At 41.4% G+C, this 16755-nt stretch carries 13 protein-coding genes and 1 pseudogene; all 14 read right to left on the reverse strand.

The window, feature by feature from the left end; translation table 11 throughout:
* Nucleotides 1-300 precede the first annotated feature (300 nt).
* The 14 genes and pseudogenes from LC586_RS23550 to LC586_RS23615 all read right to left on the reverse strand — a co-directional run bounded on the left by LC586_RS23550 (nucleotide 301) and on the right by LC586_RS23615 (nucleotide 16552).
* On the reverse strand, nucleotides 301-1347 hold the full coding sequence (locus LC586_RS23550) for a bifunctional riboflavin kinase/FAD synthetase (protein WP_229487083.1): 1047 nt from the start codon (nucleotides 1345-1347) through the stop codon (nucleotides 301-303).
* Nucleotides 1348-1513: 166 nt separating this feature from the next.
* Nucleotides 1514-2062, reverse strand: a complete 549-nt coding sequence (gene ssuE / locus LC586_RS23555; RefSeq protein ID WP_229487084.1) for an NADPH-dependent FMN reductase — start codon at nucleotides 2060-2062, stop codon at nucleotides 1514-1516.
* A gap of 177 nt (nucleotides 2063-2239) precedes the next feature.
* Nucleotides 2240-3871 carry a tryptophan halogenase family protein gene (locus tag LC586_RS23560; RefSeq protein WP_229487085.1) on the reverse strand — a complete coding sequence of 544 codons (1632 nt, stop codon included), beginning with the start codon at nucleotides 3869-3871 and terminating at the stop codon, nucleotides 2240-2242.
* A gap of 127 nt (nucleotides 3872-3998) precedes the next feature.
* Entirely contained in the window at nucleotides 3999-5096 is a 1098-nt protein-coding gene (gene trpD / locus LC586_RS23565; protein ID WP_229487086.1) for an anthranilate phosphoribosyltransferase, read from the reverse strand.
* 50 nt (nucleotides 5097-5146) lie between these two features.
* Nucleotides 5147-6334, reverse strand: a complete 1188-nt coding sequence (gene trpB / locus LC586_RS23570) for a tryptophan synthase subunit beta (protein ID WP_229487125.1) — start codon at nucleotides 6332-6334, stop codon at nucleotides 5147-5149.
* A 73-nt stretch (nucleotides 6335-6407) separates the two neighbouring features.
* Nucleotides 6408-7220, reverse strand: a complete 813-nt coding sequence (trpA, locus tag LC586_RS23575) for a tryptophan synthase subunit alpha (RefSeq protein ID WP_229487087.1) — start codon at nucleotides 7218-7220, stop codon at nucleotides 6408-6410.
* Nucleotides 7221-7272: 52 nt separating this feature from the next.
* Nucleotides 7273-7791, reverse strand: a pseudogene (locus tag LC586_RS23580) (IS630 family transposase).
* A gap of 96 nt (nucleotides 7792-7887) precedes the next feature.
* Nucleotides 7888-8073 carry a hypothetical protein gene (locus LC586_RS23585; protein ID WP_229487088.1) on the reverse strand — a complete coding sequence of 62 codons (186 nt, stop codon included), beginning with the start codon at nucleotides 8071-8073 and terminating at the stop codon, nucleotides 7888-7890.
* A 162-nt stretch (nucleotides 8074-8235) separates the two neighbouring features.
* Nucleotides 8236-10452 carry an anthranilate synthase gene (locus LC586_RS23590; RefSeq protein WP_229487089.1) on the reverse strand — a complete coding sequence of 739 codons (2217 nt, stop codon included), beginning with the start codon at nucleotides 10450-10452 and terminating at the stop codon, nucleotides 8236-8238.
* 155 nt (nucleotides 10453-10607) lie between these two features.
* Nucleotides 10608-11735, reverse strand: coding sequence for an NAD(P)/FAD-dependent oxidoreductase (locus tag LC586_RS23595; RefSeq protein WP_229487090.1), 1128 nt, complete (start codon nucleotides 11733-11735; stop codon nucleotides 10608-10610).
* Nucleotides 11736-11788: 53 nt separating this feature from the next.
* Nucleotides 11789-13474: an FAD-dependent monooxygenase gene (locus LC586_RS23600; protein ID WP_229487091.1), complete on the reverse strand. Its 1686-nt coding sequence runs from the start codon at nucleotides 13472-13474 to the stop codon at nucleotides 11789-11791.
* 245 nt (nucleotides 13475-13719) lie between these two features.
* A complete protein-coding gene (locus tag LC586_RS23605) occupies nucleotides 13720-14142 on the reverse strand; it encodes a hypothetical protein (protein ID WP_229487092.1) in 423 nt (140 codons plus the stop codon).
* Between the two features lie 137 nt (nucleotides 14143-14279).
* Entirely contained in the window at nucleotides 14280-14945 is a 666-nt protein-coding gene (locus LC586_RS23610; RefSeq protein WP_229487093.1) for an SDR family NAD(P)-dependent oxidoreductase, read from the reverse strand.
* Between the two features lie 218 nt (nucleotides 14946-15163).
* Complete coding sequence (locus LC586_RS23615) at nucleotides 15164-16552, reverse strand: cytochrome P450 (protein ID WP_229487126.1); 1389 nt, start codon at nucleotides 16550-16552, stop codon at nucleotides 15164-15166.
* Nucleotides 16553-16755: the final 203 nt, after the last annotated feature.

Genomic DNA, 16755 nt, shown 5'->3' on the forward strand with positions numbered 1-16755 from the left:
AAAGCCTTTACCGTTAGTTTTAGTATTATTTATTACTTTTAACTAGAGTTACTTAAATCAAGTTTTATCGTCTTTTAAACTAAACCGTTTAGTTTGCACTTGGTGACAGCTTCGCCAGCTCTACGCCATCACATAGATTCATCCCAAAACCCCTGGCTTTTGAGCAATTAAGTTTATACTAACCACTTGCAAAATTTTTTGCATTCAAGAACAGTAAGTTAAGAATAAACTTAAGTCTCTCCATTGCTCATTGAAGTTGAATGTGGCATAAGACCCTTACCCAGTAAGCATTACAGCTTATCAGCCTGCGAATTTCTCTAAATTAGTTGATCGCAACAATAGATATCTGGCTTTGGCACAGTCGGCTGTAATCTGTGCTTTGAGGGTTTCTAAGGAGGAGAACTTTTGCTCTGGTCGTAAAAATTCTTCTAATTGTACTGTTAATGTCTTGTCACACAAATCGCCTAACCAGTCCAATAGGTGTACTTCTACAGATGGATAGGTATCATTGACTATTAAATGATGAGCAACATTCATAACTCCTACACCTATAGGCAAAAGGTGGTTAGATAAAGATGAAGCATCTACAGTCTCATTTACAATGAATACTCGCACCGCATATACACCATGCCGAGGTAGCAACTTGTTAGCTGTTAGTTGAATATTAGCAGGGGAAAAGCCGATGGTTCTATCCAACTGCTGTGCTTTAACAACTTTTCCTGTGAAATTATAAGGATAGTTTAGTAGTACCTTAGCACGGTGGATGTCACCTTTAGCTAAGGCTTGGCGAATAGAGGAACTGCTAATACGCTCGCCTTGAAAAGAGTAATTAGGAACAATGACAACAGGAATATCAAATTTAGCTGCGATATCCTGTAAATCACTAGTAGTTCCGCTACGGTGCTTTCCAAAGCGAAAGTCCTCTCCTACACTGATCATTTGAGCTTTTAGCTGTTGCACCAAAATCTTTTCTACAAAATCTTGCGGACTTAAAGCAGTTAATTCTTTATCAAAAGGTAATAATACTAGCTGTTCTATACCACAATTTTGTAGCTGTTGCACTTTCTCTTGTAAGGGTGTCAGTAAAGACCAAGGTTTTCCCGTAAAAAACTCTTGTGGATGCGGATTAAAAGTGACAACTGTAGGGTAAATATGTTCTTTAGCAAGCGATCGGCTTTTCTTTCCTAACTCCTGCGTTCTAATGTGATTCAAAATAGGTTGAATGACTTGTTGATGGCCACAATGCAGACCGTCAAACTTTCCAAGAGCAACAACAGTTGGTGTGTAAGCAGCAGAAGTAGAGTAAGTTACCCATACATTATTAGTAAAATTTGCTATTTTGTTCATGACTACATATTATTTTTTCTGAATGTACCATAAAACTGATATTTAATTTTTGAACTTTTAGGGGCGGGTTTACCAATATCATCATTAGCAATTAATCATATTGGCAGAGGGAAAATAAATTCTTTACTTCTGCCTCCTGCCCTCTGCCTTTTTCTGGTCAAGAAAACTACACTGCTACCAATTGCTTGTGCGTCAAAGTATTAACAAGTTCTTGAATAGAAGCTTTTAATCTCTGCTCAATATCGCTATCTAATTGGATTTCTTTCTGCTCATTGAACTGAATTTGTGAACTGACGACGTAAACTCCCTTGAGAATGTGAGTAGCTCCCATTGCTGAGAACAGAGGCTTAATCGCATAGTCAATTGACAGCAAGTGATTGATTGATCCACCTGTAACAATTGGCAGGATAGTTTTACCACCAAAAGCATACTGAGGCATTAAATCTAGCAAAGCTTTTAGTATTCCTGTGTAGGAGGAATTGTAAACAGGTGTAGAAATAATTACTGCCTCTGCTTGCCCAACGAGAAGCTGTAGTTTCTTCACCTCTGGACTCTCAAAGTTTCCGTAAATCAAATCCTCTGGGGGGAGATCGCGTACTGTAATAGATGCTATTTCAATTTTATGTTTGGTACAAAGTTTTTGAGCATAGTTTAATATTGCAGCAGAGCGAGAAGTAAGAGAAGAATTACCAGAAATTGTAACGATTTTGTACATGGTTTAAATCTCCTGAGATGATTAGTACTAATTCTCTAAAATACATTGCATTTGATTCGAGCCTTATAGATTCTCTGATGTCGATGGAACACCGAGAGAGGCTCTATGAAATGACCGAGCATTTCACAGAGCAGCATGATTAACATGTAATGTTAGACCATAAAGAGCTTAATACACTTAAGTCGTAACCAAAGAGCGAACTAAGTCATTTTCGCTAAGATACTCAGACTGTTCTTGAGACTTGATCACGTAAGTTAAGTATTCATATTGAGATGGCAATGTAGCACTAAGGTAATCTGTTCTTTCCTTAATTGCATCAAATGTTGCTATGGCTTTTTGGTCTTCAATATGATTCAAAACAGGTAAATTGTTTTCAGGTAGGTAATTTAGCCCTAACAACATTACAGAATAGGAATAAGACTCAAAACCGTGATAGTTCGGATTGATGCTCTTGCTGTTTGGTAGTCTACTCTTCCACAATCTCAATCTTTCTTGCAGTTCTTCAGAAATTACGATGTCGCGCTTGCTTGCCTTCCAGAACTCTGTGTCTGCTCTATTACTAGCACAATAATGAAGTGTCAAGAAGTCTCGAACACCATCTATGCAATTAGCAACAGTTTTGTTGTAGTTTTTAATTACATCCTCATTAAAGGAAGTGTCTGGTAAGTTGTTGACCAACTCTTCAATACCATGCTGAATAAAGAATATGCCGGTAGACTCTAGTGGTTCAACAAAACCACTAGAAAGACCAATAGCTACACAGTTCTTCACCCATGAGTTCCTGTTTCTACCAATTCTCATCTTGATATGTGAGGCTCTGCAATCATTGACAGCTTCTCCCAAGTGCTGTCTAAATTCAGTTTCCGCCTCTTCTTTAGAGATAAACGCACTTGAGTAAACATACCCTGTCCCAACTCTTCCATACAGAGGTATGTTCCAGACCCAACCAGATGAGAGCGCAGTTGCTGTTGTATAAGGATTGATTCCATTTTTCTTGATATCAGTGGGTATTTGCATAGCGATCGCACTATCGCACAGTAGCGACTCCGAGAAGGAAATGAATGGTTCACCAAGAGCTTTATTGATTAATAAACCACGAAAGCCAGTACAATCTATAAACAAATCACCTTTAATAGTCCCATGTTCTTTGGTTTTGACATAATCTATACTGCCATCTTCGCCTAAATGAACGTCAACTACGTCATCAACAATCTGTCTTACACCTCTCTGCTTCCCATAATCTTTTAAGAATCTTGCAAGTAAGTTGGCATCAAAATGATAGGCGTAAGGGTACTGAGCTTTTAAATCAGCCAAGACATTTTTCTGAGTGGTAATCTCTTGAGTAAACAAATCTTGAGCTTTATTGTCAAAAACTTCTCCGTTAAAATGTTTGGGAGAGCGCTTCAGATCGCATAACAAAGGAATCATAAAGCAGGAATAATCAAATGGTGTTTCATGTCTCTTTGTTTTTAGCCACCATTCGGAGATATCAAAACCATCTACCGTTTCATATCTTTGAAAAGGATGGTAAAAGTATTGTCCTTGAGAGTTCCAGTTGACAAACTTAATTGCCATTTTATAAGTAGCATTGCATTTTGGCATCCATTCGTGTTCTTGCAAACCGAGAAAATCAAAGAACAGCTTAATGGTGCTGAAGGTCGCTTCACCAACTCCAACTGTTGTGATGTTAGATGACTCAATTAAGGTAATCTGAACATTTTTGTCCAAAGCCTTGCTCAAATATGCTGCGGTCATCCAACCAGCAGAACCACCACCAACGATTACAATGTTCTTTATATTCTGTGCCATGAGAATATTGCTCCTAAAGGTTTCATGAAGTATTTTGTCAAACGAGAAAAAAGTCAAAGAAATCAACCAATATAAATTCAAACGCAGTGAATTTTACGTTTGTAAAGTATGTAGATACTTTTTGTACCTAATGCAGAATTCGGATTAACTGTTCTAACTTCATCCAGGCTTCTCCACTTTGTAGGATGTCTTTAGCAAGAGCCACCCTTTTTGCATAGAAGTTAATTTCATCTGTGGAAGCGATCGCCTCGCCAACCTGTAAAGCTAGCGCTGCGTTCAAAGCCACAACATCTTGCTGCGCCTGAGTGCCTTTTCCTTGAAGTACAGCTTTGATAATTTCAGCATTTTCCTTGGCATTTCCACCTGCTAACTGAGCAGTTGCAGCAGGTTGTAATCCCAAATCTTGAGGATTCAAAGTTACCTGATGTAGTTGTTTGTCTGCCAACACAACCATGTCAGTCAAATCTGCTAGTCCTGCCTCATCCAGTTTTTCACGTCCATGAAGAACGATCGCTCGGCGAGTGCCTAGTTGATTTAATGCCTCAGCGATTGTGTTCATTAAGTTAGGATTATAAACTCCGATAACTTGCCCTGTAAGTGGTAAAGGATTGAGTAAAGGGCCTAATAGGTTAAAGACAGTACGGATTTTCAACGTTTTACGCAGAGGTGACACCACCTTGAAAGCAGGATGCCATGTTGGTGCAAATAAAAACGTTATCCCAACTTCGTCAAGTGCTGCGATTACCCGATCGCTGCTGGTATAGAGATTCAGACCCAGCTTTTCTAGGACATCCGCCGATCCAGCTTGACTAGATGCTGAACGATTGCCATGCTTGGCAACTTTGATTCCTGCGGCTGCAACCACGAAAGCTACAGCTGTAGAAATATTGAAAGTTGAGGCTCCATCTCCACCAGTTCCACAAGTGTCAATCAAAGGATAGGAGTTGATAGCATCACTGGTTCCTAATTGTAATGACTGCTGTCGCAAAACTTGCGATAGACCAACCAACTCTTCAGGAGCTACTCCCTTGGCTTGAATTGCTGCCAAAATTGCTCCTGATTGTGCTACAGGGATGGCTTCTGTTAACCAACCTTGCATCAGATTTTTGGCTTGGAGTACAGAAAGCGACTGACGGTCTAGCAGTTGTTGCAGTAAGGTAGACCAATCTTCAGAATTAGAAGTTAATGCATTGTCTGCATTTACTGTAGGAATTGCAGCTATCATCTCAAATTTTCCCAAATTTTTACAACAGAGTTAATTTGAACGTGACCTAATTAGATAGCATTCAAGAACTGAATAACGGTATGCACATCTTTGTCTCCTCGTCCAGAGCAACTGAGGATAATTCGTGGACTTCCTTCTATTTCAGGGCAAAGAGTTTCTAGGTAAGCGATCGCATGGGCAGTTTCTAGAGCCGGAATTATTCCCTCTAACCGCGAAAGACGCTGGAATGCCTGTAAAGCCTCTTGATCGGTGATGCTGTGGTATTCAACACGACCAATGTCCTTCAAATAACTATGCTCAGGCCCCACACCAGGATAATCTAGTCCAGCGCTAATCGAATGTGCCTCAATTATCTGACCCTCGTCATCTTGTAGCAAATAGCTCATTGCACCATGCAAAACGCCAACTCGTCCGCGAGTGAGAGTAGCAGCATGTTTTTGGGAGTTAACGCCTTGACCTGCTGCTTCTACTCCAATCAGTCGCACACTTGGTTCATCAACAAACTCGTGGAAAAGTCCGATGGCATTGGAACCGCCTCCTACACAAGCCAGGAGAATATCTGGTAGTCCTCCCCATTTCTCTTGACACTGAGTGCGAGTTTCCTGTCCAATCACAGCCTGAAAGTCACGCACCATCATCGGATAAGGATGAGGCCCAGCAACAGAACCGAGAATGTAATGAGTAGTTTCGACATTAGTTACCCAATCTCGGATTGCTTCGGAAGTAGCATCTTTTAAAGTTCCTGTTCCTGCTTCTACAGGACGAACTTCTGCCCCCATCAACTTCATCCGAAACACATTTAGAGCTTGCCGCTCCATATCATGGATACCCATATAGATTACGCAGTCTAAACCAAAGCGAGCGCAAACTGTGGCTGTAGCAACTCCATGCTGACCTGCACCTGTCTCTGCAATAATTCGTTTTTTGCCCATTCGTTTTGCTAATAACACCTGAGCTAGAGCGTTATTAATTTTGTGAGCGCCTGTATGGTTTAAATCTTCACGTTTGAGGTAGATTTGTGGCCCTGTGCCATCACGTTTGGCATAATGAGCAGTTAAACGTTCAGCAAAGTAAAGAGGGCTGGGTCGTCCTACATAGTCCTGCATGAGGTTTTGCAACTCACATTCGAAAGTAGGAACTGTACGATAGTGCTGGTAAGCTCTCTCTAGCTCACTGAGTGCTGACATTAAAGTTTCAGGAACGTACTGGCCTCCAAAACGTCCAAATCGACCCAACATATCAGGTTGTTTGCTTGCTCTGGGATCGAGAGCATAAATATCTTTTGTGATGACCACGATGAAATCCCCTTGATTAGTTATTTGATGCAGTAATTGCTGCTTTCAGACTTCGACAAAGTTTTTCAACTGCCAACAGTTTTTGAGTTGCTGTCCCATCAGCCAAACATTTCACAAAGGCACTACCCACGATCACAGCATTTGCGCCCCAATCCATCACCTGACGAGCTTGTTCAGGTCTAGAAATACCAAAGCCAACAGCAATAGGTTTATCAGTGACACTATGCAAATCTGTGAGTAAATCTTTAACATGTAGTTGGAGTTGGGAGCGTACGCCTGTGACACCAGTGACACTGACTAAGTAAACGAATCCCTGAGACTGACGAGCGATCGCTTCAATACGTTCAACTGAGCTAGTAGGAGCTACCAATAAAATCACTTCAATACCATATTTGGTGGCTAGCTGTAATAAATTTTCTGCTTCCTCCAATGGTAAATCAGGTACTACCAAACCAGCGATCCCTGCTTGAGCTATTTGTTGCAAGAACTGCTCAACACCTCGGTTCAAAATGGGGTTGTAGTAAGTAAATAAGATTAAAGGTGTTTTGAGGCTGGGACTAACAGTCCGAACCATTTCCAGAACTTGATCTAAGCGAATGCCCCGTTGCAGAGCGCGGGTTGCTGCTGCTTGAATTACAGGCCCATCTGCCAAAGGATCTGAGTAGGGAACACCCAACTCAATCAGATCGGCACCGTGACGATCCAAAACCCGTAAAGCTTCTGCTGTTATTTCTAAATCTGGATCGCCAGCCGTGAGAAAGGGAATTAAGGCGCACTGATTGCGATTCCGTAAAGTCTCGAAGCAATGAGAAATAGAGGTTGTCCTCATAGTTTGTATAACAAAGTAAGTGAATGGCTAGTAGTCTACCAAAGCAACTTTGCTAGGTAAGATTCGGATATAAACGCTGCATTTTTCGGCGAGCATCTTTGGTTTGAAAAGCCCAATAGACACTGGACTTTTGTTGATTACGTTGTTTTTCCCAAGCGGCAATCTCAGAAGTTAATGTTTCTGCATTAGGAATACGCCGTTCTAAACATTGGCGAGATAAAACAGATAATTCAATTTCTACTTGATTCAACCAAGAAGCGTGTTTAGGAGTATAGTGAAACTCTAACTTTTGAATAATTCAACGTGCTTCTTGTGGTGGGAAAACTTCATATAATGCACTTGGAGTATGAATATTAAGATTATCAACTACTAAACGGATTACATCAGCCTCTCGGTAATAAACATCTACTAAATCTTTCATTTGTTTAGCGAAATCGGCTTTAGTTCGACGTTCTGTAACTTCGATATGTCGCCACCCTGCTAAAGGTTGAAAACAAGCAAATAAATTTACTGTACCGTTGCGTTTGTATTCAAAATCATAACGTTCAGGCTGCTCCGGCTCTGGTGGCAAAGGAAGTCTTACTTCTTCTACTAATTGGTAGGGACGTACCCTTCGGGAAGCTTCGCAACATCAAAGCAGACTACAGGGCGTTTAGGATCATAAGGCTCATTGTATAAATCCAGTACATCTTGCCAGCACGTCTAGCCCGTATGTACTGTAAGGTAAGCTGTATTTTAGTACGCCAGTTGCGTAGTAATGTTTACCAAAATGTGTGCAACTGGAATTGGTACATTCTTTACTCTTGCCTGCCACAAATACTGCACCATCCATTGTTTGAACGGTTTTACGCATGTGTCTTGGTCTGCGTAGCGCTAATTCTGCCCCACAATGCACACACTCGATGAGCGAACATTCTAAAATTATTCGTTTAGTATGACTGAATTTTCGTTGTGGGCGATGGCGAGGCGATTTTACTATCACTAATTTTTTACTGCTGGTAGCTGCAATATCACCTTACCTGCTTTGTATACCAATTAGATAGCTAGGGTGTGGATGTGAGAAGTTGCACTCTCGTGTGTACATACGCACGACATTCTTAATAATTGATAGACCTACTTCACCAGAAAGAGTCATGATAGATTCTGGGTGAAATTGAAGTGCGGCAATTGGAAGGGTTTTATGCTCAATGCCCATAATCACACCATCTTCTGAAATAGCTGTAACTTGCAATTCTTGAGGAAGGCGATCGGGTAGAGCAAATAACGAATGATATCTACCAACTTCAAAGGATTGGGGTAAACCTTGAAACATGCCAGATTCTGGAGCTGTAACAACAACACGAGCCGATTTTCCATGTTGCGGATAATCAAGAATTCCTAATTCACCCCCAAAAGCTTCAACAATTCCTTGTAACCCCAAACAAACCCCAAAAATTGGGATTTTTCGACGTATGCAGCTTGCAACTGTTTTGGACACATTAAAGTCACTAGGTCTACCAGGGCCAGGAGATAGTACAACGATGTCTGGAGATTCAATATCTAGAATTTGTTCACAGAAGCCATGACGTAGTGTTTTAACTGTGGCACCGGAAGAGCGGATATAGTTAGCAAGTGTATGTACAAATGAGTCTTCATGGTCAATTAATAAGACACGCTTGTTTGTTTCAGTTTTAGCTCGATTGTTAAGGTTTAAACTGCATGACAAGTTGGACTCTTGCTGAGTCTGGTAAAGTGTTTGAAACAAAGCTGCTGCTTTAGTTATAGTTTCTTGGGCTTCGGCTTCTGGAATTGAGTCATAAAGAACTGTCGCACCCGCACGCACTTCTGCAATTGAGTCTTTAAGCTGGATTGTTCGCAGAATCAGACCGGTGTTCAAGTCGCCTTTGAAAGTGAAGTAACCAACTGCTCCACCATACCAACGTCGAGGGCTACGCTCATGCTGTTCAATAAATTGCATTGCTGCTCTTTTGGGCGCTCCTGTGACTGTGACTGCCCACAGATGAGTGAGAAATGCATCCAAGGCATCAAATTCAGGTCTGATTAAGCCTTCGACGTGATCTACTGTATGAATCAAATGACTATACAACTCTATTTGGCGGCGGCCAATTACTCGTACTGACCCAGGTTCGCAGATTCGGGATTTGTCGTTGCGGTCAACGTCAGTACACATTGTCAGTTCAGCTTCTTCCTTGCGTGAGTTGAGCAGCTGAAGAATTTGTGTCGCATCCTCAATGGCATTTTTTCCACGCTTGATAGTGCCACTGATTGGGCAAGTTTCAACACGCTTACCTTCGACGCGTACAAACATTTCTGGAGATGCACCAATCAAATATTCTCCACCCAGATTGCAGATAAATCCATAGGGGCTAGGATTTATTTGCTGTAACTTTCGGAAAAGTTCTGCTGGGGACTTTTGGCAGGCTTGAAAGAAGTTTTGACTAGGAACTACTTCAAAGAAATCACCTCGACGGAAATAATCAAGTGCTTTCTCAACTTGAAGAGCATACTCGTCAGGTTTGTGATCACAGGGTTGAGTGGGGGTATGGGATTTCCCTTTGTAATCAATGATTTCACCACTCTTTGGCAAACCTCTAGTACTACCATGCTTAGTCTCAAATTCATACTGCACTCTGAATGCACGTTGCAGGTAGTAGTCAACAATTAACAGTTCATCAGGTAGATATAACAACATATCCCTCTGATCGGCAGAACGTTCAAGCTGCTTTGGCATTGGTTCAAATTGGAAAACCAAATCGTAGCCAAATGCACCATACAGCCCTAAATGTTGATCTTCTGGACTCTCAAAAGCAGATAAGATTTCCCGAACGATGTTGAAGACAGAGGGTTGTTTGCTGCGCTCTTCTTCGGAAAATAAATGTTCTGTTGGTCGAATTAATCCAGATAAATGCTTTGTTTCCCAATTAATTATCTGGAGTTGCGATCGCCCAAACAAACGCTCTGCTAAATACTGCAATAGTACTACACCGCGATCATTATGAGCTGTAAGTGTAAAAAAGTTGTCAGTAGTAACGAGTTCTAAGGGTGGATTAACAAAACCTATCGCCCATCTTTTATATCTTCCAGGATATTCGTAGCTACTGGAAAATAAACCTCCACGTTGAGAATCAATACGTGATAAGACTTCATCAATCGCAGTTTCGATCAGTGTCTCAGTGATGGAGCGAGATATGCACACTCCACCTTTAGTTGTGTAGCAATGAGTATCAAACATTGGGGAATTCTCTCAAACTATTTAAAGAACACCATCTCCGACTGGGAGGGAAATTTCAGTTTAACCGTGTCGGTTAACCATGATAACTTCTAGACTTTCACAACCTCGATAATGTCTGTGGAAAACTGAGTATAGATAACCTTGGTCAGCATAAACTACTTCAAATTGATTCCTTTTCGATACATTGACACCAGCATGTCTTTAGACTTAATTATCTTGGCTATCCAGTTGCTTCCGAAGATTTCAAAGGGAAAATGTCCGACACCGTGATTCCTTCCTAAGGTAACAATCATTACCTGACTGCCAATGGCTGGTTTGTACTTTTTTAACTTTGAGGGTTGAATTGATGGATTCATAAGAAGCTTCTCAAGGTTTTTGATAACTACTGTGGCGTGCTTATCAGCCAGCAAACCTAGCTTGTTTTCTGGAAGTGCTATGATGTCACCAACAGCAAATATGTTGTCATAGCCCACAACACTCAAGTTCTCGTTCACCCTAACCCTACCAGCCTCATCCAAAGCATCTTTAAAGTACTCCTTTATGTATGATGTGTCTGAAGTAGCCCCGGTACACCAAAAAAGCATGTTGTACTCAATTTGAGTTCCTTGGTCGGTGATGGCAACTTTGGTTTTAGCGGTCTCGTCGCAATCTGTATGAACAACCTTTTCTTCAAAAATTAGGCGGACACCTTTGTTTTGCAGAAACTGAGCTGCATCTTCTTGTGGTTTTTTTGAGGTATCAGGTAGTAAATAGGGAGTCTTCTGAACCAATGTCACCTGTTTGCCAGGATAGTCTTCGACAATTTCTCCGGCGATTTCCACACCAACTGGACCACCACCCACAATGAGAATTTTCTGAGCGATGGTAAGTTGCTCGTTTACTGAAAAAAAGTAATTTCTCCTTTGTTCTGTTGTCCCCAGGTGCGCTTTCACCGAATCGTCAAAGTAGTTAGAGCCAGTTGCCAGCACTAAGTAGTCGTACTCGACTTTAACAATGGCGTTGTCTCCTTTAATTGATTCAACAACAACATATGCAGGCGTGGCATTCACTGCCTTCCCCTGAATGTGGGTAACTTGAGGCAGGAATTCTGTATATGGAATAACGGCATCTTTTGCTCTTGATGGTTCGACAAAGAGTCGGGGAACTGCCATCGGGATTTCAAAAAAATCCTTGGGATCAATCAGTGTCACCTGAGCTTTGTTCTGGAGGTGGAAAGCAATTTTGTGTCCGGCAAGTCCACCCCCTACAACAACGACTCGAACTTTAGAGTAAAGATTAGTCATGCTTTATACATATTCTGGAGTTGATTTTTTAGATTGCTAATTGCCCTGTTTTATTAGCGATTAACCATTGATGTACTACAGCTATCATCAGTGATACTTGCAACCTCATGCTTGGTAAACAATGTGTCTAAGTACGCTGCAAACTCATTTAAGGCGTTTGCCTGACCTCGGTAAGCGATATATCCATCTGGTCGGATCAGGAATAGCGTTGAGGTATTATTAACGTTATAGCTCTTGTGTAAGCTGTGGTGCTCCTTGCCAATTAGATGGATGCAAATACTAGGTGAGTAGTGAGCAATCAATACCCGAAGTTTCGACTCCAGATCCTCAAACTGTTCCTCAGACCACAGCCCTTCAAAGACGAGCAGTTGATGTCCTGTCACCTTCAGAAGGCTAAAGATGCTTACAGGGTTGTTTGCATTGTTTTTTAAAAAGTCGTAGGGAGCGCGATCGCCTGCTTGCACAATGTTGGTATTTTTTTTGATTTCAGGAAACTGGTGGACAATCGGGCTCGTTCGATAGTGAATCCATAATTGCATGATTAGCTTTAAAAACTTCTTTATGAGACCTGTACGTGTCATCAAAGCCGGTAGGTAATGACCAATCCACAATCGCAACTGTTGCAGCAAAGGGTTACTTGTAGACTGAAAGATAAAGCCTTTATCCGTTCCATTAAGGATGGTGTAGGAAATTGGCATACGCTCAGTTTCGTAACTTTCTAACAAACTGGAATGTGTTTCGCCTCTGACGACAAGAGCTAGCTTCCAACCTAAGTTGAATGCATCTCCAATGCCAAGATTCATTCCCTGTCCACCAGCGGGACTGTGGATGTGAGCAGCATCTCCAGCTAAAAAGCAGCGTCTAACTCGAAAACGCTCAACTATACGACTGTGAATCTTGTACCGTGAAATCCAATTGGCACTATGAACCTTGATGTTCAAACCACTATGTTTATCCAAAGTCGCTTGGATATCCTCAACGCTAATTTTTTCCTTTGCAGCAAGTTCAGGCGGAACGGTAGCGATCAGGCGGTAATGGTTTTTGCCGACCATTGGGAAGAAAGCAAACATTCCCTGCCGGTAGAGGTTGGCGTAGTACTTATCACGATCTAGTGACCAAGTCATCTCGATATCTGCAAGACAAAACATCTGACCATAGGTACTACCCTTAAATTCCAAATTTAGTTCATAACGCACAGTACTGCTGGCACCATCTGCGCCGACAACCCACTTGGCTGCGATCGTCTCCTCACTGCCGTCATCATGCCGAATGATAGCAGTTGTCTCATCAGATGTCTGTGTCAATTTGAGAAGTTCCGTCCGCCACTCAACTTGCATGCTGAACTCAGCAAGTGCATCAATCAAAAGCCGTTCCGTCTTACTTTGCTCTAGCACAAGCAAGTATGGATATGGAGTAAAACCCTCAGCCATTTTTGTCAGTGGTAGTAAAGGCAAACCACATCTTGCAGGTTTTCCTCTAATTAAAAGATGTACTTCGGTCGCTTTCTGTCCCTGCTCAATAGCTTTATCAGCAATTCGCAGCTTGTCCCATAGTTCGAGTGTTCCCGCATGAACCGCAAGTGCTTTTGACTCGGTGCTTGAACCGTTTTTGTTGTCGATAATCCGGAAGTTGATGTTGTAGTGAGCTAAAATGTTTGCCACAGTTAACCCAGTAGGACCTGCACCAATAATCAAGACATCGGTCTGACTGCAATTCACAAAGTTCAAATTTTGCGCCATAAGGTACCTCATCAAATTGACAACAAAGGTTGTAAATTAGCTCTCGTGTGTTCGCTTTTGTCAGTCCCATAAACACTGGCTAAAACCCTCCCTCATTATTGCGTTAACTGACAAAAGTTTTCGGTCAACTGAAGGTAGGTTCTGGCAGAAACTTTAGCTCGTAACATACTAATGTTGAAGTGTCAAACGTACCTTTGTATCAAATAAGTCTTGCAATTAGATTCAATCACTTTTCGTGATTGCAACTATACTTGACTAATGGTGTAGTCTGAAGCGGGTAACGAAAACGTGTTGCTACCATTTTTATTTTCCCATAATTCTGCTGTTTTTGGGATCGTCAATAGTGGCTCAGACCAAAATTCTGCATGGGTATCCCAACCGGAAATTTTTAAAAGCTTTTCTCTAAATACACCTATTAAGATGAAGAGATAGCTTATTACCCAGCCACTTTTGACTAACCAGGAAAACTTATCATAGTACCCATTGTTCCACACGAGTATGCGCCGGAGGAAGGGATTGTTCCAATTGTTGCCATACTTGCCGCTTAGCTTAATAAAGGTTTGTATGGAAACTCGGTATTTCAGCATTTTATATAACAAGCTCATAGTTGTAGCAACATAAAAATGTTCCTTTCTACCCCACTTCTCGTAGTCTTGGAAGGGCTTCATAGTCCGGTTATTTAAAAATGCATCAATGATGTCAGCTGCTCTTTCTGCTGATTCAAATGCAATGTGTACTCCAGATGAGAAAACCGGATCAACAAATTCTGATTAGTTTTGGCTTACACTTCAATTTGATTGCGGGACTAATCAACACCGTATATGTACTCTCGCTCCCAAGCTCCTTGCTCCTGAGCGTGAAGCTTCCAGTACTCCTGTGCAATCTTGTCTGGATCAAAGCGGGTTCCCGGTTGAATAAAGCCACAAATTGTTACAGTAGCAACGTGAACACCGTCCTCCTCCAACTCCTGAGTAAGGCTAAAAGACAAATTACGGATGGCAGCTTTACCTAAACACATCGATGCCACCTCTGGAAAAGGTTCTAGTGCCGATCCCCCACCTGATAACAAAATTGTTCCTTTGTTCTGTTTCCGCATATGTGGAACAACCTGCTGTACAGATACAAGAGCCCCTACCAAATTAACCTTGAAATCTTGGATAACCTTTGTAGCTGTGATGGTTGTTGGGTAACCTTGCTGAAGCTCGCCAGCATTATACACAAGCACTTCCGGGTGACCAAGAGTCTGTCGAATTTTCTCGAAAGCAGTCTCCAAAGATGAACAGTCGGATGCATCTGCACAAAAACCGTGGGTATTGACTCCTATATCTTCGAGTCCTTTTTTGTAATCTTCTAATTTATCTAAGCGTCGTGCTAACAGTGCAATTTGATAACCCTCACGACCAAACTTCTTTGCAATTGCAAATCCTAATCCAGGTCCTACGCCTACCACAGCACAAATCTTGTTGCTCATAGAGAATACCTTTCTAATGTTGTTTCAGTCTGGGCAATACCCACTTTATTGTCTCAGAACTTGTAGGACTTACACATTGACAGAAGTTTTATTATGTGTACTTGCTCCTACCTGAAAAGTTGAACGGAAGTTAAGCTTGGAGAGCTTTTTTACTTCTCAGACATACTCTAACTAAGTAGACTTATTTTTTAATGAAATAGCCTGTAGTAAAGTATCTGTCAGACTTTACTTTTCACCACTAAATGCACACCCTTAGCAGGTGCAGTGTGGATGCCACGACGTACAGGTAGCAAAGGACGCTTTTCAGCCAGTGTGAATGTGTAGCGGGATAACAAACTTGCCAGTACCAATTTCATTTCAAACATGGCAAATGCCATGCCAAGACAGCGACGGTTACCACCACCAAAGGGCAAGTATTCATAAGGAGAAAACTTACATTCTAGAAACCGCTCTGGGTTAAAACGCTTGGGTTCAGGATAAATATCTGGTCGATTATGGGTTAAATAAATACACGGAGACAGCGTCATTCCTTTTGGTAAATTGTAACCCATCAGTTGCATAGAGGTTTGCAAAATTCGCGGAAAACTAAAGGAAAAGACTGGATAAATCCGCAAAGTTTCACAGCAAACAGCATTTAAATAGGGCAGTTGAGAAATTTCCATCGGATCTGCATTCTTTACATCAATGGAGTTAAGTTCTTGCAATAGTTTTTCTCTGACTTCTGGCATATAGTGAATCCAGTACAAACTCCATGCAAGAGCGGATGATGTGGTTTCATGTCCAGCAAACAGCAAGGTCATCAATTGATCGCGCAATTCAACATCTGTCATCGGTTGCCCAACTTCGTCACGAGCTGATAGTAATAAGCTCAGGACATCTTCACCTATAGATTTAGCTTGAGTGCGACGCTCAGAAATTTCTTGGTAAAGCAGTTCATCAAGTCGTTGCCTTTGTCGCAGGAAGTTCCCCCAAGGGGTTAATGGTCCTAAATCATGTTGCAGCGAGCGAAAAAAAAGCAAAACTACTTTTAAAGGAGAATGAAAAGAATTCAAAATATCCGTTAGATAGTTTCTAATCTGTTGATAACGTTCTCCTTCCTTTAGTCCAAAAATAGTGCGTAAAATTACTTTTAATGAAATCTCTTGCATCATTGAGCAAACTATAAATGATTGTCCAACAGTGATCTGGCTCATTGCTTGCTCGGCAATGTCACAAATTATTCTACCATAAGCCCGCATTCCTTCTCCATGAAAGGGAGGTATTAAAAGCTTACGCTTTTGTAAGTGGTGCTCACCATCTAGCAACATTAATGAGTTAGACCCTACAATAGGTTGTATTATTTGGTTTTCTTGCGAAACTGATTTAAACAAGCAAGAATCAGTGGTAAAAATTTCTTGAATTGCTTGGGGATTGCTGATAATCACTTGTGGAGGGAAAGCTCCAAATAGAGGAGCAAAAAAAATGTCCCCATAGCGTTTTTGCATTGTTTCGAGATAATTGATTGGTCTGAGAATTGCCCAAATAGTCTGCAGCCATCTTGGTTCGGGTGGTCTATTTGGCAGTTTGATAATGGTTTGTGACGCGGATTTTTCTGAAAGTATAACCATCATTATTTATCCTATTTTCTTAGTCATCAACTTGGGAACAATTTTACGTGAGTTCAACTGAGTAGATGTGAAGCCTGTAGCGATATGAGACTTGGATTCAAGAAGTAGGTAGCTTCTATTGGAGGAGAAAAGCAGACCTGTGAATAAGCTCTGCTTCAAACTTTAGTTTTTCTACTATGTTGGCTTCACTCCTCCAAGGTACA

This window comes from Nostoc favosum CHAB5714, assembly GCF_020829495.1.
In the GTDB taxonomy this organism is placed as follows: Bacteria; Cyanobacteriota; Cyanobacteriia; order Cyanobacteriales; family Nostocaceae; genus Nostoc; species Nostoc favosum.

Bases quoted from the DNA above. Each gene is read 5' to 3' on its own strand.
- trpB (WP_229487125.1), bottom strand. From the start codon at position 6,334: ATGTTGGGTCGATTTGGACGTTTTGGAGGCCAGTACGTTCCTGAAACT.
- LC586_RS23610 (WP_229487093.1), bottom strand. From the start codon at position 14,945: ATGAGCAACAAGATTTGTGCTGTGGTAGGCGTAGGACCTGGATTAGGA.
- LC586_RS23600 (WP_229487091.1), bottom strand. From the start codon at position 13,474: ATGGCGCAAAATTTGAACTTTGTGAATTGCAGTCAGACCGATGTCTTG.
- LC586_RS23595 (WP_229487090.1), bottom strand. From the start codon at position 11,735: ATGACTAATCTTTACTCTAAAGTTCGAGTCGTTGTTGTAGGGGGTGGA.
- ssuE (WP_229487084.1), bottom strand. From the start codon at position 2,062: ATGTACAAAATCGTTACAATTTCTGGTAATTCTTCTCTTACTTCTCGC.
- LC586_RS23605 (WP_229487092.1), bottom strand. From the start codon at position 14,142: ATGAAGCCCTTCCAAGACTACGAGAAGTGGGGTAGAAAGGAACATTTT.
- LC586_RS23585 (WP_229487088.1), bottom strand. From the start codon at position 8,073: ATGCGTAAAACCGTTCAAACAATGGATGGTGCAGTATTTGTGGCAGGC.
- LC586_RS23550 (WP_229487083.1), bottom strand. From the start codon at position 1,347: ATGAACAAAATAGCAAATTTTACTAATAATGTATGGGTAACTTACTCT.
- LC586_RS23590 (WP_229487089.1), bottom strand. From the start codon at position 10,452: ATGTTTGATACTCATTGCTACACAACTAAAGGTGGAGTGTGCATATCT.
- trpD (WP_229487086.1), bottom strand. From the start codon at position 5,096: ATGATAGCTGCAATTCCTACAGTAAATGCAGACAATGCATTAACTTCT.
- trpA (WP_229487087.1), bottom strand. From the start codon at position 7,220: ATGAGGACAACCTCTATTTCTCATTGCTTCGAGACTTTACGGAATCGC.
- LC586_RS23615 (WP_229487126.1), bottom strand. From the start codon at position 16,552: ATGGTTATACTTTCAGAAAAATCCGCGTCACAAACCATTATCAAACTG.
- LC586_RS23560 (WP_229487085.1), bottom strand. From the start codon at position 3,871: ATGGCACAGAATATAAAGAACATTGTAATCGTTGGTGGTGGTTCTGCT.